Source organism: Rhizomicrobium sp. (assembly GCA_037200985.1).
In the GTDB taxonomy this organism is placed as follows: domain Bacteria; phylum Pseudomonadota; class Alphaproteobacteria; order Micropepsales; family Micropepsaceae; genus Rhizomicrobium.
On record JBBCGJ010000001.1, the window covers coordinates 4157223 to 4173012 of the forward strand.

Here is a 15790-nt window from a genome sequence, read left to right on the forward strand (position 1 = left end):
GTCATGCCCGCGAAGGCGGGCATCCAGCGACGGGGCGGCAAGCCTGGATTCCCGCCTTCGCGGGAATGACAACGCGGATTGATTCCGCGAGATGCTGCTTACGTCGCGATCACGACCTTCAGCGCCTGGGTCTCCGCCGCGCGGCTGAACGTGTCATAGGCTTTCAGGATATCCGCGAACGCGAAGCGGTGCGTGATGAGCTTGGTCGCGTCGATCTTGCCGCCCTGCACCGTCTTCAGCAGCATCGGCGTCGACACCGTGTCGACCAGCCGCGTGGTGATCGCGATGTTCTGCGACCACAGCGTCTCCAGGTGCAGGTCCACCTTCTTTCCATGCACGCCGATATTGGCGATGGTGCCGCCCGGCCCGACGATCTGGGCGCACAGCTCGAACGTCGCCGGCACGCCGACCGCCTCGATGGCGACGTCGACGCCGCGTCCGTCGGTCAGCTTCATCACCGCCGCCGTCGCCTCCTCCGCCGCCGCCTTGACCGTCCTGGTCGCGCCGAAGCGCCTGGCGACCGCCAGCCGGTTCTCGTCCAGGTCGATCAGGATGATCTCGGCCGGCGAATAGAACTGCGCCGTCAGAAGCGTCGCGAGCCCGATCGGGCCGGCGCCCACGATGGCGACGGTGTCGCCCGGCTTGACCTTGCCGTTCAAGACGCCGCATTCGAACCCGGTCGGCAGGATGTCGCTCAGCATGACGAGGGCCTCCTCGTCGGCGCCCGGCGGGATGCGGTAGAGGCTGGTGTCGGCATGCGGCGTGCGGACATATTCCGCCTGCGTTCCGTCGATCGTGTTGCCCAGGATCCAGCCGCCGGTCGTGCAATGCGAATACATGCCGCGCCGGCAATACTCGCACTTGCCGCAGGCCGAGATGCAGGAGATCAGCACATGATCGCCCTTCTTGAACGCGGTGACGGCGCCGCCCACGCTCTCGACGATCCCGACGCCCTCATGGCCCAGGATGCGTCCCGGCGCGCAGGTCGCGACGTCGCCTTTAAGGATATGCAGGTCGGTGCCGCAGATCGTGGTTTTCGTGACCTTCACGATGGCGTCGCTCGGCGCCGCGATGCGCGGCGTGGGCCGCTCCTCCACCGACTTTTGTCCGGGACCGCCATAGACCAAGGCTTTCATCGTTCGACTCCGCGTGTTCAGTGGCTCAGGAATATCGGCAGCGGCGCGTCGTGCAGCACCCGGCGCGTGACGCCGCCGAAAACGAATTCGCGCGCCCGGCTATGTCCATAGCCGCCCATCACCAGAACGCCGGCCTTCAGCGTCCGATCCGCCGTGTCGAGCAGGACCTCCGCGGCATTTCGGTCGCCGGCGCGGACATGACCGGCCTCGGACCTGATCCCATGCCTGCGCAGATGCGCCGCCAGCTTCTCGACCGAGGCAAGCACGTCCTCCTCATCCGGACGGTCCTCGACGATGCCGAGGATATGGACCTTCTCCGCCTTTGCGAGCAGCGGCATCGCCGCGGCCACCGCCCGCGCCGACGGCGCGCTTGGCTTCCACGCGATCGCCACCGTCGTGAGCGGATTTGCGCAAGGCGCGGACGGCGCCAGCAGCAGCGGCCGTCCGCTATCGAGCAGCACGTCCGACGTGCCGTCCGTCGTCAGGTCGTCGGGCCCGGCCGGGCGTCCCATCACGACCAGGTCGTGATAGCGCGCCTCGTCGACCGTGACGTCGCGATTGTTGCCGTCGCGTTCGAGGAACACGGCCGAGGCGGTGCCGAGCTGTCCGCCGGCGCAGAACGCATCGAAGATGCGGCGCGAGCGCGCGGCGCAGCTCTTGTCGCCCTGGGTCATCGCCTCCCAGATCTGGTTGCTGAACATCGCGGATTCGAGATCGAGCGAAGACGTATAGCGCGCCAGTTCCCGCGCATCGGGATGGACATGGAGGAACGCGACCTGTCCCGGCCCCGCCACCCGGCAGGCCAGTTCCATCGCCGCTTCGTTGCAAACCGAGGTCAGGCTCGGCGCCAGCACGCTCGCGAACATCGTCGATGCTCCCATGAGTTCGAACGATCTTCGCGCACCGCGCCGACCGACATCTTGATCGGTATCAGCAACATCCCTCTCCCCCGCAGGGGAAGAGGCAGGGTGAGGGTGATGCTGCGCCGCCGTCATCGCGTTTTCTCTGCCGCCCGTCGCAGGTCTGTCATGCCCGCGCAGGCGGGCATCCAGCGAAGGCTGCCTTCGCAGCGTTCTCCAACGACTCCGGTGCACAGAAAACTCGCTCGGAGATAGGGGGAGGACTCCGCGGTCTCCGCGGCTCCGCGTGAAATTCCGTCTTTGCTGCAACCGCTCGGTTCGAATCTTGCGAATTTACCGTGAACGGATTGTTTCCCTTGTAAGGCGAAGTAATCGGGCGCAGCATTCATCCACAGCGGGGGCTGATCCATCGGGCTGCAAGCCCGCCGGACGTCCGTCCAAGGAGCCTCGCGGCTCCGCGGATAAAAGAGATGAGGCGGATCCTCGATCGGTCGGCAACACCGCAAGGAGGAGCACGCGAATGCTGGTCAAACACATCCTCGGCGACAAGGGCCGCGAGGTCGTCGCCATTTCCGCCGATGCCACATTGTCCGAAGCCGCGCGGCTTCTGGCGCGCAAGCGCATCGGCGCGGTCGTCGTGCGCGATGGGAGCGGCTCGCTCGCCGGCATCCTGTCGGAGCGCGACGTGGTGCGCGCCGTCGCCGACGGCAGCGTCGCCGCGCTCGCCCGCCCCGTCAGCATGTACATGACGCGCGCCGTGGCCACCTGCACCGAGACCGACACGGTCCAGGACATCATGGAGATGATGACGATCGGCCGTTTCCGCCACGTGCCCGTGCTGGACAACGGCATGGTCGCCGGCATCGTCTCGATCGGCGACGTGGTGAAGACCCGGATCGAGGAAACGGTCCAGGAAGCGACCTCGCTGCGCGAATACATCACCGCGGCCTGAGGCGCGCATAGCGCGACGGCGTCTCGCCCATCTGCTGGCGGAAGGCGGCGATGAAGGCGCTGGTGCTGGCATAGCCCGCCGCCGCGCCGGCCTCCGTCACGTTGGCCCCGCCCGACAGCGCTGTGATCGCGTGGATCAGGCGCAGCCGCTGGCGCCATTCGACGAAGCGCATCGCCGTCTCGTCCTGGAAGATCCGCTGCACCGTGCGGGCGCTGAGGCGCACCCGCCGCGCCAGCGCGGGCAGCGTGCGCCCGTCCGCCGGATCGGCCCACAGCGCCTCGGCGAGAGACCGCGCGCGGGCGTCGCGCGGCATCGGCAGATGCAGCACCAGGCTCTGCGCCTGCTTGAGCCGGTCGAGGAACACGCCGGCCAGCCGCTCGTCCGCATCCGCGCCTTCGATCAGCATGCCGTTCCCCACGATGTGCAGGATCAGCGCGCGCAGCAGCGCGTCGATCTCCAGCGCCGCGCATTGCGGCGGCAGCGCCCCGGCGCGCTCCGGCGGCACATAGATCGTGCGCATCGCCACCGTGCCGCGCATTTCGATCGCATGCACCACGTCGGGCGGCGCCCACAGCGCGCGGCCCGGCGGCACCAGCCACAGCGCGGCGTCGGCATCGACCCGCATCGTGCCGCTGCTGGCGAAGATCACCTGGCCCCAGCCATGGGAATGCGGCTCGAGCACATGCCCGTCGCCATAGGTCAGCCCGACGCTGCGCAGCGCGTATCGCATGCCGCCAATGTCGCATTTCCGACACTTCCTGTCAGGAGTGCTGTAGCGCGCCTCTGCGAATTTGGGGAAAGGTCTGCACAGTCGCTTTCCTCCCCCGCGTTTGCGAGGTGCTGAGTGAGCGCAGCGAACGAAGCGGAGGGGGCCCGCCCCGTCCTGCCCCCTCCGCCTCGCTTCGCTCGGCACCTCCCCCGCAACAGCGGGGGAGGAAGGAAAAGGAGGTCTCCGATGCCCAACCACGTGAAATTCTTCTCCATCATGGTCGACGACGACGTCCGCGCCCGCGCCTTCTACGAAGCCGTGTTCGGCTGGACGTTCGAGGATTGGGGCCCGCCCGGCTTCTTCCTGATCCGCGGCGCCGGCCTCGAAGGTTCGCTGCACACGCGGCAGGAGAAGCTCACCGGCACCGGCTACCGCGCCTTCGAGATCACGGTCGGCGTCGACGACGTCGACGACATCGCCCGCAAGGTGACCGCCGCCGGCGGCACGATCACCATGCCCAGGATGCGCATCGAGACGGTGGGCGAGCTGATCTATTTCGACGACACCGAAGGCAACCGCGTGGGCGCGATGAAATACGACGCCGCCTATGAGGCGCGGCGGAGCCCGGCATGAGCGTGCTGAACGATCCCGGGCTGGAGGCACTGCTCGCCGCCCTGCACGAAGAGAGCGACGGCCAGTCCGGCGCCATGCGCGCCTATTTCGAGCGCCGCGCCAAGGACGGCACGCTGAGCTGGGACCGCTTCGACGCCGAGACCGACCGCTTCTTCGCCGACAAGATGGTGGCGCTGGAGAAGGACAAGGCCGAGTTCTGCTACGCGCTGTGCCGCGCGCTGCGCGCCCGCCGCGTGGTGGAGGCGGGCACCTCCTACGGCGTCTCGACGCTCTATCTCGCCGCGGCCGTTCGGGACACCGCCGGCCTCATGCCGCGAAGCGATGGGCCATCGAATAACGCCGGCGGCACGGTGATCGCCACCGAATACGAACCGGCGAAAGCCAAGGCCGCGCGCGCCAATTTCGCCGCCGCGGGCCTCTCGGCATTCGTCGACCTGCGCGAAGGCGATTTGCGCGAGACGCTGAAAGACCTCGAAGGTCCGATCGATTTCCTGCTCTGCGACATCTGGACGGAACTGGCCGCGCCCGCGCTCGCCTTGATCGCGCCGCATATGCGGCCCGGCGCCATCGCGGTCGCCGACAACACCGATACCTATCGCCGCCAATATGCCGATTATTTCGCAGGTCTCGCGGCCAACGGCTTCACCACGCTCACGCTTCCCTTCGACGGCGGCCTCGAAATGAGCGTGAAGGGATAACCGGCGCGCGGCGACGCTTTGCGACATCGCGGGCGCGCCGGCATCGGAACACCCGCTCGCCCAAGGGCGTTCTGTCTCCACGGGGGCTGGAGACGAACCATGAAGATCATCCTCGCCGCTGCCATGTTCGCCTTCGCGGTGTCCGCCGCCTCGCCCCAGACGATGCCGAACGCCAACCGGACGCCGGAACAGTCGAATCAGGGCACGATTCCCAACGCCAACCGTACGCCCGAAGGCTCGAACACGCTGCCGAACGCCGCCGGCGCGGTCGCGCCGTCCGCCGCTGTCCCGCCCGCCGGTACGGCGGCGCCGGGTCCGCAGCCGCAGCCTTCCGCCTGTCCGCAGCAGCCCCTGCCGCCGCCGGCCGGCTCGCCGCAGACCCTCCCGTCGCCGCAATGTCCTCCGGTTCCTTGACCGGCGGCGGCATGTTCCCGGAACGGGGTGCTCTACGGGGACGTTGTATCCTCGATTGAACGAAATCGAGGAGCGCCCATGACTCGCCTGCTAGGAACTGCCGCCGTTGCCGCCCTGCTGTTTGCCGCCGCGCCCGCCGTCGCGCAGCAAAGCACCGACAATCCGAATGCGACGCCGCAAGGGCGGACGCACGTCAACCGCTCCAACAGCGATCCCGCCGCGGCGGGACCGACGACGCAGCCGGGGCCGACCGACGCCGCGGGACGCAGCATCTACAACACCAATCCGACGCCGCAGGAGCGGGAGCAGACCAACCAGCTCAACACCGATGCCGCGGCGGACGCACGGACGCCGCCGACGCCGCCCGCGGCCGACGCCGCGGACTACGCGAACAAGAAGGCCGAATACGACCGTCAGATGCGCAATTACGACGCCCAGCGCGCCGCCTATGACCGCGACCGCGCCCGCTATCGTGCCGACCGCGGCGATTTCGGCCATCGCTGGGACGCGTTCTACGGCTTCCGTGGCTTCCGCAATGTCGACCGCATGCGCGCCGGCGAGCTCCGGGGCGTGCGGGTCAGCGCCCGCGGCGGCGACCGTATCGGCCGCGTCCGCGACGTCGACGCCGACCGCTTCGGCCGCATCGAGCGCGTCGCGGTCTCGACGGGCAGGGGCGCCGTCTGGATCGATGCCGACGACCTGCGCTTCGATCCGGTGGCCCGCGTGGTCTACACCGATCTGAGCCGTCGCGAGGTCGACCGCATGGGTCATGTGCCGCGCTTCTAGGCAGCGCGCCGTTGCGCAAACGCCACAAAGGGCCCGATTTCTGCCGGCGCCGTTAATGCCGCGCAACGATCGGGCCTTCGTGGACGTTCTGTCTACGTAGGTCTTTCTTGCTCAGGGCGCGTGTCATGGCCGTTTCGAAATTCGCCGTCGCCTGCATCGCCGCCGTCCTCGCGGGCGGCGCCACCGCCGGTCTTGCGAGCAACGACGCGCACTCGATCCCGGCCCAGGTCGCCGAGGAAACTCCGGTCACGCCGATTTCCGCGATCGGCGATCCGGCGCGCCTGCTCAACGGCGTATCGGCCCGCTTCGTTTCGGGACAGTCCTTCGGCCGCGTCGTCGCGGTGTCGACCGATGCGGCCGGCCACGCCACCCGCGTCCGCGTCGCGCTGGACGGCATGCCGTCGACGCATCTTTGGATCGACCAGAGTGACCTGGTCTACAGCCGGGCCCGCGACTCCATCGTCGCGCACGACGTCCACGCCCCCGCCATGACCGTCGCTTCGCGCTGATGTCCTCTCCCGCGGGCGGGGGCTCTCACATCCCCACCGCTTCCCGGAGCGCCGCCGTCCACGGCACCCAGCGGTCGTCCGGCCCGCGCAATCCGTCCCACAGCATGTTGTTGCAGACATAGCCCACCGCGATGCCCGACTCGGGATGCGCGAAGCCGATCCGCCCGCCGGCGCCGTCATGGCCGAACGAGCCCTCGCCCAGCATCGGCGCCGCCGAGCGCGTCAGCTGATAGCCCAGGCCGTAGCGCAGCGGAGAAGGGTTCGGCAGCTTCGCGAAATCGCCCGGCGCCGTCAGGCCCTCGGTCTGCGGCGCCATCGCGCGCGCCACCGTCTGCGGCTGCAGCAGCCGCACGCCGTCGACTTCGCCGATCGTTGCCGCATACATCCGCGCCAGCGAGGCAGCATTGCCGATCATGTTCGCCGCCGGGATCTCCGCCGCATGGCCCTCGCGCGAATTGATCAGCGCGATGGCTTCGCCGGTGCCGATCACCGCATGCAGCATGGCTTGCGCCAGGCGGCTTTGCGCATCGATGCCGAAGCCCTGGAGCAGCATCGTCCACTGCTCCAGCGTCAGCCCCGGCCGGCGCGAGAAATAGGGCGCCACGCGGTTTTCCTCGCGCTCCGGCAGCCCGATCCACAGATCCAGTCCGAGCGGCGCCGCGATCTCCTCCGCCAGGAAGCGTCCCGGCGTCTTGCCCGACACGCGCCGGATCACCTCGCCGACCAGATAGCCATAGGTCACCGCGTGGTACATATAGGCCGTGCCCGGCGGCCACAGCGGCGCCATCGCCGCCAGCGCCGCGGTGCACTTCTCCCAATCGGGCAATTCGCGCGGCCCCACGCCGCTCGCCGGCTCGAAGCTCGTCAGCCCGACGCGATGGGTGAGGAGGTCCGCCACCGTCGCGGCCTCCTTGCCGTTCTGCCCGAATTCCGGCCAATAGCGCGTCACCGGCGCGTCCGGATCGAGCAGCCCGCGCTCGCTCAGCATATGCGCCATGGTCGCCACCGCGCCCTTGCTCACCGACATCGTCACGGCGACGGTCCGATCCGTATACGGACGGTCCTTGACCGTATCGCGTCCGGTCCACAGGTCGACGACCTTCCGGCCGTGGCGATAGACGCAGAGCTGCGCCCCGCCTTCATCCGCCGCCTGGCCTTCCGCGAAGGCCTCGCGGATTTTCTCGAAGCCTTTTTCGACCGTTCCGCCGATGCCCGACATGCGATTCCCTTCGTTGTTCCTTGAAAAAGTGTGGGGAGAATCGCCGAACGAATCCAGTCACGCACCGCCTCTTTCCTCCCCCGCCGTCGCGGGCAGGGGAATCGCATATGGGATTTTGGCGGTTGCGGGCTTGGTCTTTGTGGCTTCTGAAGGTGTCTTCTGATTCTTCAGGAGACGGGAATGGACAGCTTCCACGAGGTATTTGGGGACTTGCCCGATCCGCGCGCGGACAATGCGCGCCACGATCTTGTGGAAGTCCTTTTCATCGCCCTGGTTGGGACGCTGTGCGGGGCCACGTCGTGCAGCGACATGGAAGAGTTCGGACTGTCGAAGGAACCGCTTCTTCGGCAAATCCTGGTGCTGGAGCATGGCATTCCGAGCCACGACACCTTCAGCCGGGTGTTCCGGATGCTCGATCCGCAGGCGTTCGAGGCGGCCTTCCGGACGTTCATGGCGGCCTTTGGGGCGGCGGCGAAGCTGGGCAAGACCAAGGGCGTCGTGGCGGTGGACGGCAAGTCGCTGCGCCGCGCCTACGAGGCGGGCCAAAGCCACATGCCGCGGCTGATGGTGACGGCATGGGGCGCCCAGACCCGCATGGCCCTGGCCAACATGCTGGCGCCGGACAACGACGAGGCCGGCACGGCGCTGAAGCTGCTCGAACTGGTGGCGCTGAAGGGCTGCATCGTCACCGCCGACGCGCTGCACTGCCATCGCAAGATGGCCCGGACGATCGTGAACCGCGGCGGCGACTATGTGCTGGCGGTCAAGGACAACCAGCCGGGATTGTTGGCCGATGCCAAGGCAGCCCTGGCGGTGCTGCCCAAGGACACCGAACCGGCCAGGAGCCGGGACGGCCATCACGGCCGCACCGAAAGCCGCGCCGCCCTGGTCACCTCGGCCCCAGGCATGGCCGACAAGCACGCCTTCCCGGGCTTGAAGGCGGTGGCCAGGATCGTCTGCCGCCGCGGCACGGACAAGCCCGTCGAGCGCTACTTCCTGCTGTCGCGCTCCTGCACCGGTGCCGAACTGCTGCGCATCGTGCGGGCCCATTGGGGTATCGAAAACCAGCTCCACTGGGCCCTCGACGTCGTCCTCGACGAGGATCTGGCGCGCAGCCGAAAAGACAACGCGCCGCAAAACCTCGCCGTCCTCAGACGAACCGCACTCAACATCGCAAGAGCACATCCCAATACAAAGACTTCCCTGCGCCGCAAAATCCTCCGCGCAGGATGGGACGACAACTTCCTCTTCGACCTCATCAGACATATGCGATAGCCCTGCCGTCGCGGGGGAGGTGGCACGCCGCAGCGCAGCGAAGGCGTGACGGAGGGGGGCCGCCCCGCGCAGGCCCCCTCGCGCGCACGCTGTCGCTACGCGCCGCTGCGCTCGGCACCTGCCCCGCAACAGCGGGGGAGGAAACGATCGGATAACTCCGTATGCGGATTGGCGGCCGCTCACGCCCGTGCCAGCACGATCCCGCGCGCGCCCTTGGGCAGCGGCAGGCTCTTGAATTTGGTACGCGGCATCGCCCTGGCCACCGCCATCAGCACCGCGCGCCGGATCTGCAGTTCCATCGCGTCGGCGATCTCGTCGGTCAGCGAAACGCCGCCGAGATCGACGATCACCCGCGTGCCGCCCGCCGCCGCGTTCGCCGCCGATGCGCCGCCGGCCAGGCCCGCCGCCAGCGCCATCAGCGCGCGCCGGTCCACGGATTCGCCCCTTCTCCCAGCCATGTCCTCGTCCTTCGCCGGAACCGCGGCGCAGATATAGCACCCGGCCTCGCGCCGGACCGCGTGGTAAATTTCGACATAAAGTTACGCCGAACCCTGCGACCCCTATATGATGTGGCGGCGCGCGCGCCGCCGCTCGCACGATTCCGCGCTGCACAAAAGCGCCGGCGGAGCTATCCACAGGCGCCCAAAAAAATCGTTTCTTTTCGGCGTTTTACTGTTTGACAGGGCAAAGCCCCCCGCCTATACACCGCGCCCACGCCGAACGCAGGCGATGAGCTCTGCGGTCGGCGGACTTCTGCCGGAAGACACTGATTTGTCGAAAGACAGTCAAATGCCGTTCGGCGGCGCTGTTTGACATTGTGATTTAAGGAAGGGGAACGTGGGCGGCGGCTCGGCCAGCCACGCTTCGAGATCTTGTATCTCGAAGCTAACTAATCGAGCTCTCGATGCTCGCGTTCTTCAGCAAGACAAAGTTGAATATGTTCGGTTGTCTCGGACCTGTGACGGGACCGAGGCGACCAAACCCTAGTCAATCAGTTTTGCGAATGACGCAACAATGAGTCAGCGAGAGTTCAGGATCATAACTTGAGAGTTTGATCCTGGCTCAGAACGAACGCTGGCGGCAGGCCTCAAACATGCAAGTCTAGGGGTGTAGCAATACACACCGGCGGACGGGTGCGTAACACGTGGGAATATACCTTTCGGTACGGAACAACTGCGGGAAACTGCAGCTAATACCGTATACGTCCTTGCGGAGAAAGATTTATCGCCGAAGGATTAGCCCGCGTTCGATTAGCTAGTTGGTGGGGTAACGGCTCACCAAGGCGACGATCGATAGCTGTTCTGAGAGGAAGATCAGCCACACTGGGACTGAGACACGGCCCAGACTCCTACGGGAGGCAGCAGTTGGGAATCTTGGACAATGGGGGAAACCCTGATCCAGCCATGCCGCGTGAGTGATGAAGGCCTTCGGGTTGTAAAGCTCTTTTACCCGGGAAGATAATGACTGTACCGGGAGAATAAGCTCCGGCTAACTTCGTGCCAGCAGCCGCGGTAATACGAAGGGGGCTAGCGTTGTTCGGAATTACTGGGCGTAAAGCGTGCGCAGGCGGTTTCTCAAGTCAGTGGTGAAAGCCCGGAGCTCAACTCCGGAACTGCCATTGAAACTGTGAAGCTCGAGGACGAGAGAGGTGAGTGGAATTCCCAGTGTAGAGGTGAAATTCGTAGATATTGGGAAGAACACCGGTGGCGAAGGCGGCTCACTGGCTCGTTTCTGACGCTCATGCACGACAGCGTGGGGATCAAACAGGATTAGATACCCTGGTAGTCCACGCCGTAAACGATGATTGCTAGCCGTTGGGCAGCTTGCTGTTCAGTGGCGCAGCTAACGCATTAAGCAATCCGCCTGGGGAGTACGGCCGCAAGGTTGAAACTCAAAGGAATTGACGGGGGCCCGCACAAGCGGTGGAGCATGTGGTTTAATTCGACGCAACGCGCAGAACCTTACCAGGGTTTGACATCCTGAGACCGCCTCTTAACAGGGGTTTTCCCGCAAGGGACTCAGAGACAGGTGCTGCATGGCTGTCGTCAGCTCGTGTCGTGAGATGTTGGGTTAAGTCCCGCAACGAGCGCAACCCTCGCCTTTAGTTGCCATCATTAAGTTGGGCACTCTAGAGGGACCGCCGGCGACAAGCCGGAGGAAGGTGGGGATGACGTCAAGTCCTCATGGCCCTTACACCCTGGGCTACACACGTGCTACAATGGCGGTGACAGTGGGCAGCTACTTCGCGAGGAGCGGCTAATCCCAAAAAACCGTCCCAGTTCAGATTGTACTCTGCAACTCGAGTACATGAAGGTGGAATCGCTAGTAATCGCAGAACAGCAGGCTGCGGTGAATACGTTCCCGGGCCTTGTACACACCGCCCGTCACGGCATGGGAGTTGGTTTTACCCGAAGACGGTGCGCTAACCCGCAAGGGAGGCAGCCGGCCACGGTAGGATCAGCGACTGGGCCGAAGTCGTAACAAGGTAGCCGTAGGGGAACCTGCGGCTGGATCACCTCCTTTCTAAGGATCGAAGTCTTCGGATGAATGAGCCTCAGGCTCGACTCTCACGAGGAATCCCAGACATCGGTACTAAGACAACAATGGCGTGCCTTGCCGCCGCCTTCGTTTCCCTTCCTTTCCGTCGCGCGTGCGAGTTGGACCTCGCGCGCGAACAGATGTCCGCGCGATCGCGCGCGGATATTGCTGACCCTCTATCGGGCTCGTAGCTCAGGTGGTTAGAGCGCACGCCTGATAAGCGTGAGGTCGGACGTTCAACTCGTCCCGGGCCCACCATTCTGAGAACGGAGAACGGAATGCGGGCATCGGAGTTTTCCGATCCCTGCTCTCCGTCTTCCGCCTTCTGCCAGGGGCCATAGCTCAGTTGGGAGAGCGCGTGCTTTGCAAGCATGAGGTCGTCGGTTCGATCCCGTCTGGCTCCACCACGCCTGAGGCTCGACCGCAGCATCCGAACGACGGAAAAGACAATCAGCTTCGAGAGAGTGAGGCGCGCAAGCGCCACGCAAGCTCGCGAGAAGCTCCGAGAGGAGCGTTGACATTGTGAAGGCGGGATTGAGCCGGTTTGCACAACCGGTAAGATCTTAATACGACACTTAAAACTGATCGCATGAAAACCATTTCCAGGTTGAACGCGGTGCATGGAGTCGTCCATGCGCTGGCTTTCTTTCTGGGCATGGAACGAATGCTGAGCGATCAAGCGTTAAAGCAAGGGCGTCTGGGGGATGCCTTGGCACACACAGGCGATGAAGGACGTAGCACGCTGCGATAAGCTGCGGTGAGGGGCGAGCACCCTTTGACCCGCAGATCTCCGAATCGGGAAACCGAGACCGCAAGGTCTATCTGTCCCTGAATACATAGGGGAGAGAGGCAAACGCGGGGAACTGAAACATCTCAGTACCCGTAGGAAAGGACATCAATTGAGACTCCGTTAGTAGTGGCGAGCGAACGCGGACCAGGCCAGTACGTCTTCTCTAAAAACCGGAACGACTTGGAAAAGTCGGCCATAGCGGGTGATAGCCCCGTACGGGTAAAAAGGAGAAGGCGTCTCGAGTAAGGCGGGACACGTGAAATCCTGTCTGAAGATGGGGGGACCACCCTCCAAGCCTAAGTACTCGTGTGTGACCGATAGCGAACTAGTACCGTGAGGGAAAGGTGAAAAGCACCCCGGCGAGGGGAGTGAAAGAGACCTGAAACCGGACGCCTACAAACAGAAGGAGCAGGCTCACCAAAGGTGAGCGGTTCTCTTCAACCTTGCTTCAAACGCAGATGTCGAAAACACGAAAGCCCGCAAGGCGATCGTGCGATTTCCCATGCCTCGTGCAAGCGACAGCATGGGGGTCCGCATCTGAACGAAGTGAGGAATAAGCTGAAGAAGAAACGGTTCGCTTTTGGCGAGCCTGTGACTTCGTACCTTTTGTATAATGGGTCAGCGAGTTCGTCTGTCTAGCAAGCCTAAGCCGTCAGGTGGAGGCGCAGCGAAAGCGAGTCTGAATAGGGCGACTGAGTTAGACGGATGAGACCCGAAAGCAAGTGATCTAGCCATGACCAGGTTGAAGGTGCGGTAACACGCACTGGAGGACCGAACCCACGCCTGTTGAAAAAGTCGGGGATGAGTTGTGGCTAGGGGTGAAAGGCCAATCAAACTTGCAGATAGCTGGTTCTCTGCGAAAGCTATTTAGGTAGCGCGTCACATATCACCACCGGGGGTAGAGCACTGGATGGGCTAGGGGGCTTCACCGCTTACCAAACCTAACCAAACTCCGAATACCGGTGAGTGCTGAGTGTGGCAGACACACGGCGGGTGCTAACGTCCGTCGTGAAGAGGGATGAAAACCCTGACCTACAGCTAAGGTCCCCAAGTCATGGCTAAGTGGTTAAGGATGTGAGGTTCCCAAAACAATCAGGATGTTGGCTTAGAAGCAGCCATCATTTAAAGAAAGCGTAACAGCTCACTGATCTAAACAAGGAACTTTGCGCCGAAAATGTATCGGGGCTAAAGCCATGCACCGAAGCTTAGGATTCGGAATTCAGAATACAGAGATCAGGGATCAGAATGAGGATGTCGGGCGGTCCGGTTCAATCGTTTGAAGATTTGGAAGTCTTCAAGCGGGCGTATCGGATATCGCTCGAAGTGCACAAAGCGTCGCTGACGTTTCCCGCAGTTGAACAGCGGGCACTCGGCGACCAGATGCGGCGAGCATCGAAATCGATCTGCGCTAATCTGGCGGAAGGTTTCGGCAAGCAGCGCAATTCGAAAGTTGAGTTCAGACGGTTTCTGCGGATCTCGATTGGATCGGCGGATGAGATGCGTGTTTGGTCACGCTACTGTCTGGACCTTGGCTATATCGACGAAGCGTGCTGGTCGCGTTGGCGGGACGAATATCAAACCGTCGCGCGAATGCTGCAAAGCCTGCACAGCAAGTCAGGCACATCCTCGGACTGATCTGATCCCCGATCCCTGTATTCTGTTTTCTGAATGGTAGCAGAGTGTTCCGTATGCCTGCGAAGGGAAAGCGTGAGCGATCCTGGAGGTATCGGAAGTAAGAATGCTGACATGAGTAGCGATAAAGAGGGTGAGAGACCCTCTCGCCGGAAGTCCAAGGGTTCCTGCGTCAAGTTAATCTGCGCAGGGTTAGCCGGACCCTAAGGCCAGGCCGAAAGGCGTAGCCGATGGGAACCACGTAAATATTCGTGGGCCTGTGGGAAGTGACGGATCTCGTATGTTGTTCGCCCTTACTGGATTGGGCGGGCCGCGAAGAGGTCCCAGGAAATAGCTCCCACGTTCAGTCCGTACCCCAAACCGACACAGGTGGACTGGCAGAGTATGCTAAGGCGCTTGAGAGAACTGTGTTGAAGGAACTAGGCAAATTGCCCTCGTAACTTCGGAAGAAGAGGGCCCGGTTGCCACGCAAGTGGTGGCCGGGGGCACATAGCAGGGGGTGGCGACTGTTTACTAAAAACACAGGGCGCTGCGAAATCCAAAGATGACGTATAGCGTCTGACGCCTGCCCGGTGCCGGAAGGTTAAGAGGAGATGTGAAAGCGTTGAATCGAAGCCCCGGTAAACGGCGGCCGTAACTATAACGGTCCTAAGGTAGCGAAATTCCTTGTCGGGTAAGTTCCGACCTGCACGAAAGGCGTAACGACTTCCCCACTGTCTCCAACACAGGCTCAGCGAAATTGAATTCCCCGTGAAGATGCGGGGTTCCCGCGGTCAGACGGAAAGACCCCGTGCACCTTTACTGCAACTTTACGCTGGCATTAGGACTGCGATGTGTAGAATAGGTGGTAGGCTTTGAAGCTTGGGCGCCAGCCCGAGTGGAGCCGAAATGTGAAATACCACCCTTTGTGATCCTGATGTCTAACCGCGACCCCGAAACGGGGTCCGAGACCGCGTATGGTGGGCAGTTTGACTGGGGCGGTCGCCTCCCAAAGAGTAACGGAGGCGCGCGATGGTAGGCTCAGACCGGTCGGAAATCGGTTGTTGAGTGCAATGGCAAAAGCCTGCCTGACTGCAAGAGCGACGGCTCAAGCAGAGACGAAAGTCGGTCATAGTGATCCGGTGATCCCGTGTGGAAGGGTCATCGCTCAACGGATAAAAGGTACGCCGGGGATAACAGGCTGATCGCACCCAAGCGTCCATAGCGACGGTGCGGTTTGGCACCTCGATGTCGGCTCATCACATCCTGGGGCTGTAGCCGGTCCCAAGGGTATGGCTGTTCGCCATTTAAAGTGGTACGTGAGCTGGGTTTAGAACGTCGTGAGACAGTTCGGTCCCTATCTGCCGTGGGTGTTCGAAACTTGAGAAGACTTCTTCCTAGTACGAGAGGACCGGAAGGAACGTACCTCTGGTGGACCGGTTGTGGCGCCAGCCGCATTGCCGGGTAGCTATGTACGGACGAGATAAACGCTGAAAGCATCTAAGCGTGAAACTCACTTCAAAACTAGGTTTCGCTTGAGAGCCGGGGAAGACTACCCCGTCGATAGGCCAGGTGTGTAAGCGCGGCGACGCGTTGAGCTTACTGGTCCTAATCGCTCGATTGGCTTGATCGCAAGCAGCACCGTTCCATGTCTGGAAAC

At 63.5% G+C, this 15790-nt stretch carries 12 protein-coding genes, 2 tRNA genes and 2 rRNA genes; 11 read left to right on the top strand and 5 right to left on the bottom strand.

All coding sequences use genetic code 11. The features are described from left to right. Positions 1 to 98: 98 nt before the first annotated feature. A complete protein-coding gene (locus tag WDN01_20550) occupies positions 99 to 1136 on the bottom strand; it encodes a zinc-dependent alcohol dehydrogenase family protein (protein MEJ0028425.1) in 1038 nt (345 codons plus the stop codon). 17 nt (positions 1137 to 1153) lie between these two features. After that, complete coding sequence (locus WDN01_20555; GenBank protein MEJ0028426.1) at positions 1154 to 2017, bottom strand: universal stress protein; 864 nt, start codon at positions 2015 to 2017, stop codon at positions 1154 to 1156. Between the two features lie 499 nt (positions 2018 to 2516). On the opposite strand from WDN01_20555, the gene WDN01_20560 reads away from it, so the two are divergent. Then, on the top strand, positions 2517 to 2948 hold the full coding sequence (locus WDN01_20560) for a CBS domain-containing protein (GenBank protein ID MEJ0028427.1): 432 nt from the start codon (positions 2517 to 2519) through the stop codon (positions 2946 to 2948). Here the strand turns inward: WDN01_20560 and WDN01_20565 are convergent. Further along, complete coding sequence (locus WDN01_20565) at positions 2935 to 3678, bottom strand: helix-turn-helix transcriptional regulator (GenBank protein ID MEJ0028428.1); 744 nt, start codon at positions 3676 to 3678, stop codon at positions 2935 to 2937. The genes WDN01_20560 and WDN01_20565 overlap by 14 nt on opposite strands. 225 nt (positions 3679 to 3903) lie before the next feature. Here WDN01_20565 and WDN01_20570 point away from each other — a divergent pair, with 225 nt between their 5' ends. The 5 genes from WDN01_20570 to WDN01_20590 all read left to right on the top strand — a co-directional run bounded on the left by WDN01_20570 (position 3904) and on the right by WDN01_20590 (position 6697). Beyond that, positions 3904 to 4290: a VOC family protein gene (locus tag WDN01_20570; protein MEJ0028429.1), complete on the top strand. Its 387-nt coding sequence runs from the start codon at positions 3904 to 3906 to the stop codon at positions 4288 to 4290. Then, the gene (locus tag WDN01_20575; protein MEJ0028430.1) at positions 4287 to 4988 is read left to right on the top strand and encodes a class I SAM-dependent methyltransferase; all 702 of its coding nucleotides are present in this window, start codon (positions 4287 to 4289) and stop codon (positions 4986 to 4988) included. Before WDN01_20570 ends, WDN01_20575 begins: the two co-directional genes overlap by 4 nt. A 99-nt stretch (positions 4989 to 5087) precedes the next feature. After that, positions 5088 to 5402, top strand: a complete 315-nt coding sequence (locus WDN01_20580) for a hypothetical protein (protein ID MEJ0028431.1) — start codon at positions 5088 to 5090, stop codon at positions 5400 to 5402. Positions 5403 to 5480: 78 nt separating this feature from the next. After that, on the top strand, positions 5481 to 6188 hold the full coding sequence (locus WDN01_20585) for a PRC-barrel domain-containing protein (GenBank protein MEJ0028432.1): 708 nt from the start codon (positions 5481 to 5483) through the stop codon (positions 6186 to 6188). Positions 6189 to 6313: 125 nt separating this feature from the next. After that, positions 6314 to 6697 (top strand): hypothetical protein, encoded by a 384-nt coding sequence (locus tag WDN01_20590; protein MEJ0028433.1) that lies wholly within the window; start codon positions 6314 to 6316, stop codon positions 6695 to 6697. A gap of 25 nt (positions 6698 to 6722) precedes the next feature. Here WDN01_20590 and WDN01_20595 read toward each other — a convergent pair whose 3' ends face one another. Next, complete coding sequence (locus WDN01_20595) at positions 6723 to 7916, bottom strand: serine hydrolase domain-containing protein (GenBank protein MEJ0028434.1); 1194 nt, start codon at positions 7914 to 7916, stop codon at positions 6723 to 6725. A 180-nt stretch (positions 7917 to 8096) separates the two neighbouring features. On the opposite strand from WDN01_20595, the gene WDN01_20600 reads away from it, so the two are divergent. Further along, complete coding sequence (locus WDN01_20600) at positions 8097 to 9191, top strand: ISAs1 family transposase (protein ID MEJ0028435.1); 1095 nt, start codon at positions 8097 to 8099, stop codon at positions 9189 to 9191. A gap of 179 nt (positions 9192 to 9370) precedes the next feature. On the opposite strand, the gene WDN01_20605 is transcribed toward WDN01_20600, so the two are convergent. Beyond that, positions 9371 to 9649 carry a hypothetical protein gene (locus WDN01_20605; protein ID MEJ0028436.1) on the bottom strand — a complete coding sequence of 93 codons (279 nt, stop codon included), beginning with the start codon at positions 9647 to 9649 and terminating at the stop codon, positions 9371 to 9373. Between the two features lie 581 nt (positions 9650 to 10230). Between WDN01_20605 and WDN01_20610 the strand changes: the two genes are divergently transcribed. The 4 genes from WDN01_20610 (at position 10231) to WDN01_20625 (ending at position 15763) form a co-directional block, all read left to right on the top strand. Further along, positions 10231 to 11714, top strand: a 16S ribosomal RNA gene (locus WDN01_20610). 196 nt (positions 11715 to 11910) lie between these two features. Then, positions 11911 to 11987 (top strand) — tRNA-Ile (locus tag WDN01_20615). 73 nt (positions 11988 to 12060) lie between these two features. Beyond that, positions 12061 to 12136 (top strand) — tRNA-Ala (locus WDN01_20620). Between the two features lie 266 nt (positions 12137 to 12402). After that, positions 12403 to 15763, top strand: a 23S ribosomal RNA gene (locus WDN01_20625). Together the 16S and 23S rRNA genes with 2 tRNA genes alongside form the textbook arrangement of a ribosomal RNA operon. The last annotated feature ends 27 nt before the right edge of the window (positions 15764 to 15790 follow it).

Coding starts and splice junctions, on each gene's coding strand:
- WDN01_20565 (MEJ0028428.1), bottom strand. CDS start 3,678: ATGCGATACGCGCTGCGCAGCGTCGGGCTGACCTATGGCGACGGGCAT.
- WDN01_20560 (MEJ0028427.1), top strand. CDS start 2,517: ATGCTGGTCAAACACATCCTCGGCGACAAGGGCCGCGAGGTCGTCGCC.
- WDN01_20580 (MEJ0028431.1), top strand. CDS start 5,088: ATGAAGATCATCCTCGCCGCTGCCATGTTCGCCTTCGCGGTGTCCGCC.
- WDN01_20555 (MEJ0028426.1), bottom strand. CDS start 2,017: ATGGGAGCATCGACGATGTTCGCGAGCGTGCTGGCGCCGAGCCTGACC.
- WDN01_20590 (MEJ0028433.1), top strand. CDS start 6,314: ATGGCCGTTTCGAAATTCGCCGTCGCCTGCATCGCCGCCGTCCTCGCG.
- WDN01_20585 (MEJ0028432.1), top strand. CDS start 5,481: ATGACTCGCCTGCTAGGAACTGCCGCCGTTGCCGCCCTGCTGTTTGCC.
- WDN01_20595 (MEJ0028434.1), bottom strand. CDS start 7,916: ATGTCGGGCATCGGCGGAACGGTCGAAAAAGGCTTCGAGAAAATCCGC.
- WDN01_20575 (MEJ0028430.1), top strand. CDS start 4,287: ATGAGCGTGCTGAACGATCCCGGGCTGGAGGCACTGCTCGCCGCCCTG.
- WDN01_20570 (MEJ0028429.1), top strand. CDS start 3,904: ATGCCCAACCACGTGAAATTCTTCTCCATCATGGTCGACGACGACGTC.
- WDN01_20600 (MEJ0028435.1), top strand. CDS start 8,097: ATGGACAGCTTCCACGAGGTATTTGGGGACTTGCCCGATCCGCGCGCG.
- WDN01_20605 (MEJ0028436.1), bottom strand. CDS start 9,649: ATGGCTGGGAGAAGGGGCGAATCCGTGGACCGGCGCGCGCTGATGGCG.
- WDN01_20550 (MEJ0028425.1), bottom strand. CDS start 1,136: ATGAAAGCCTTGGTCTATGGCGGTCCCGGACAAAAGTCGGTGGAGGAG.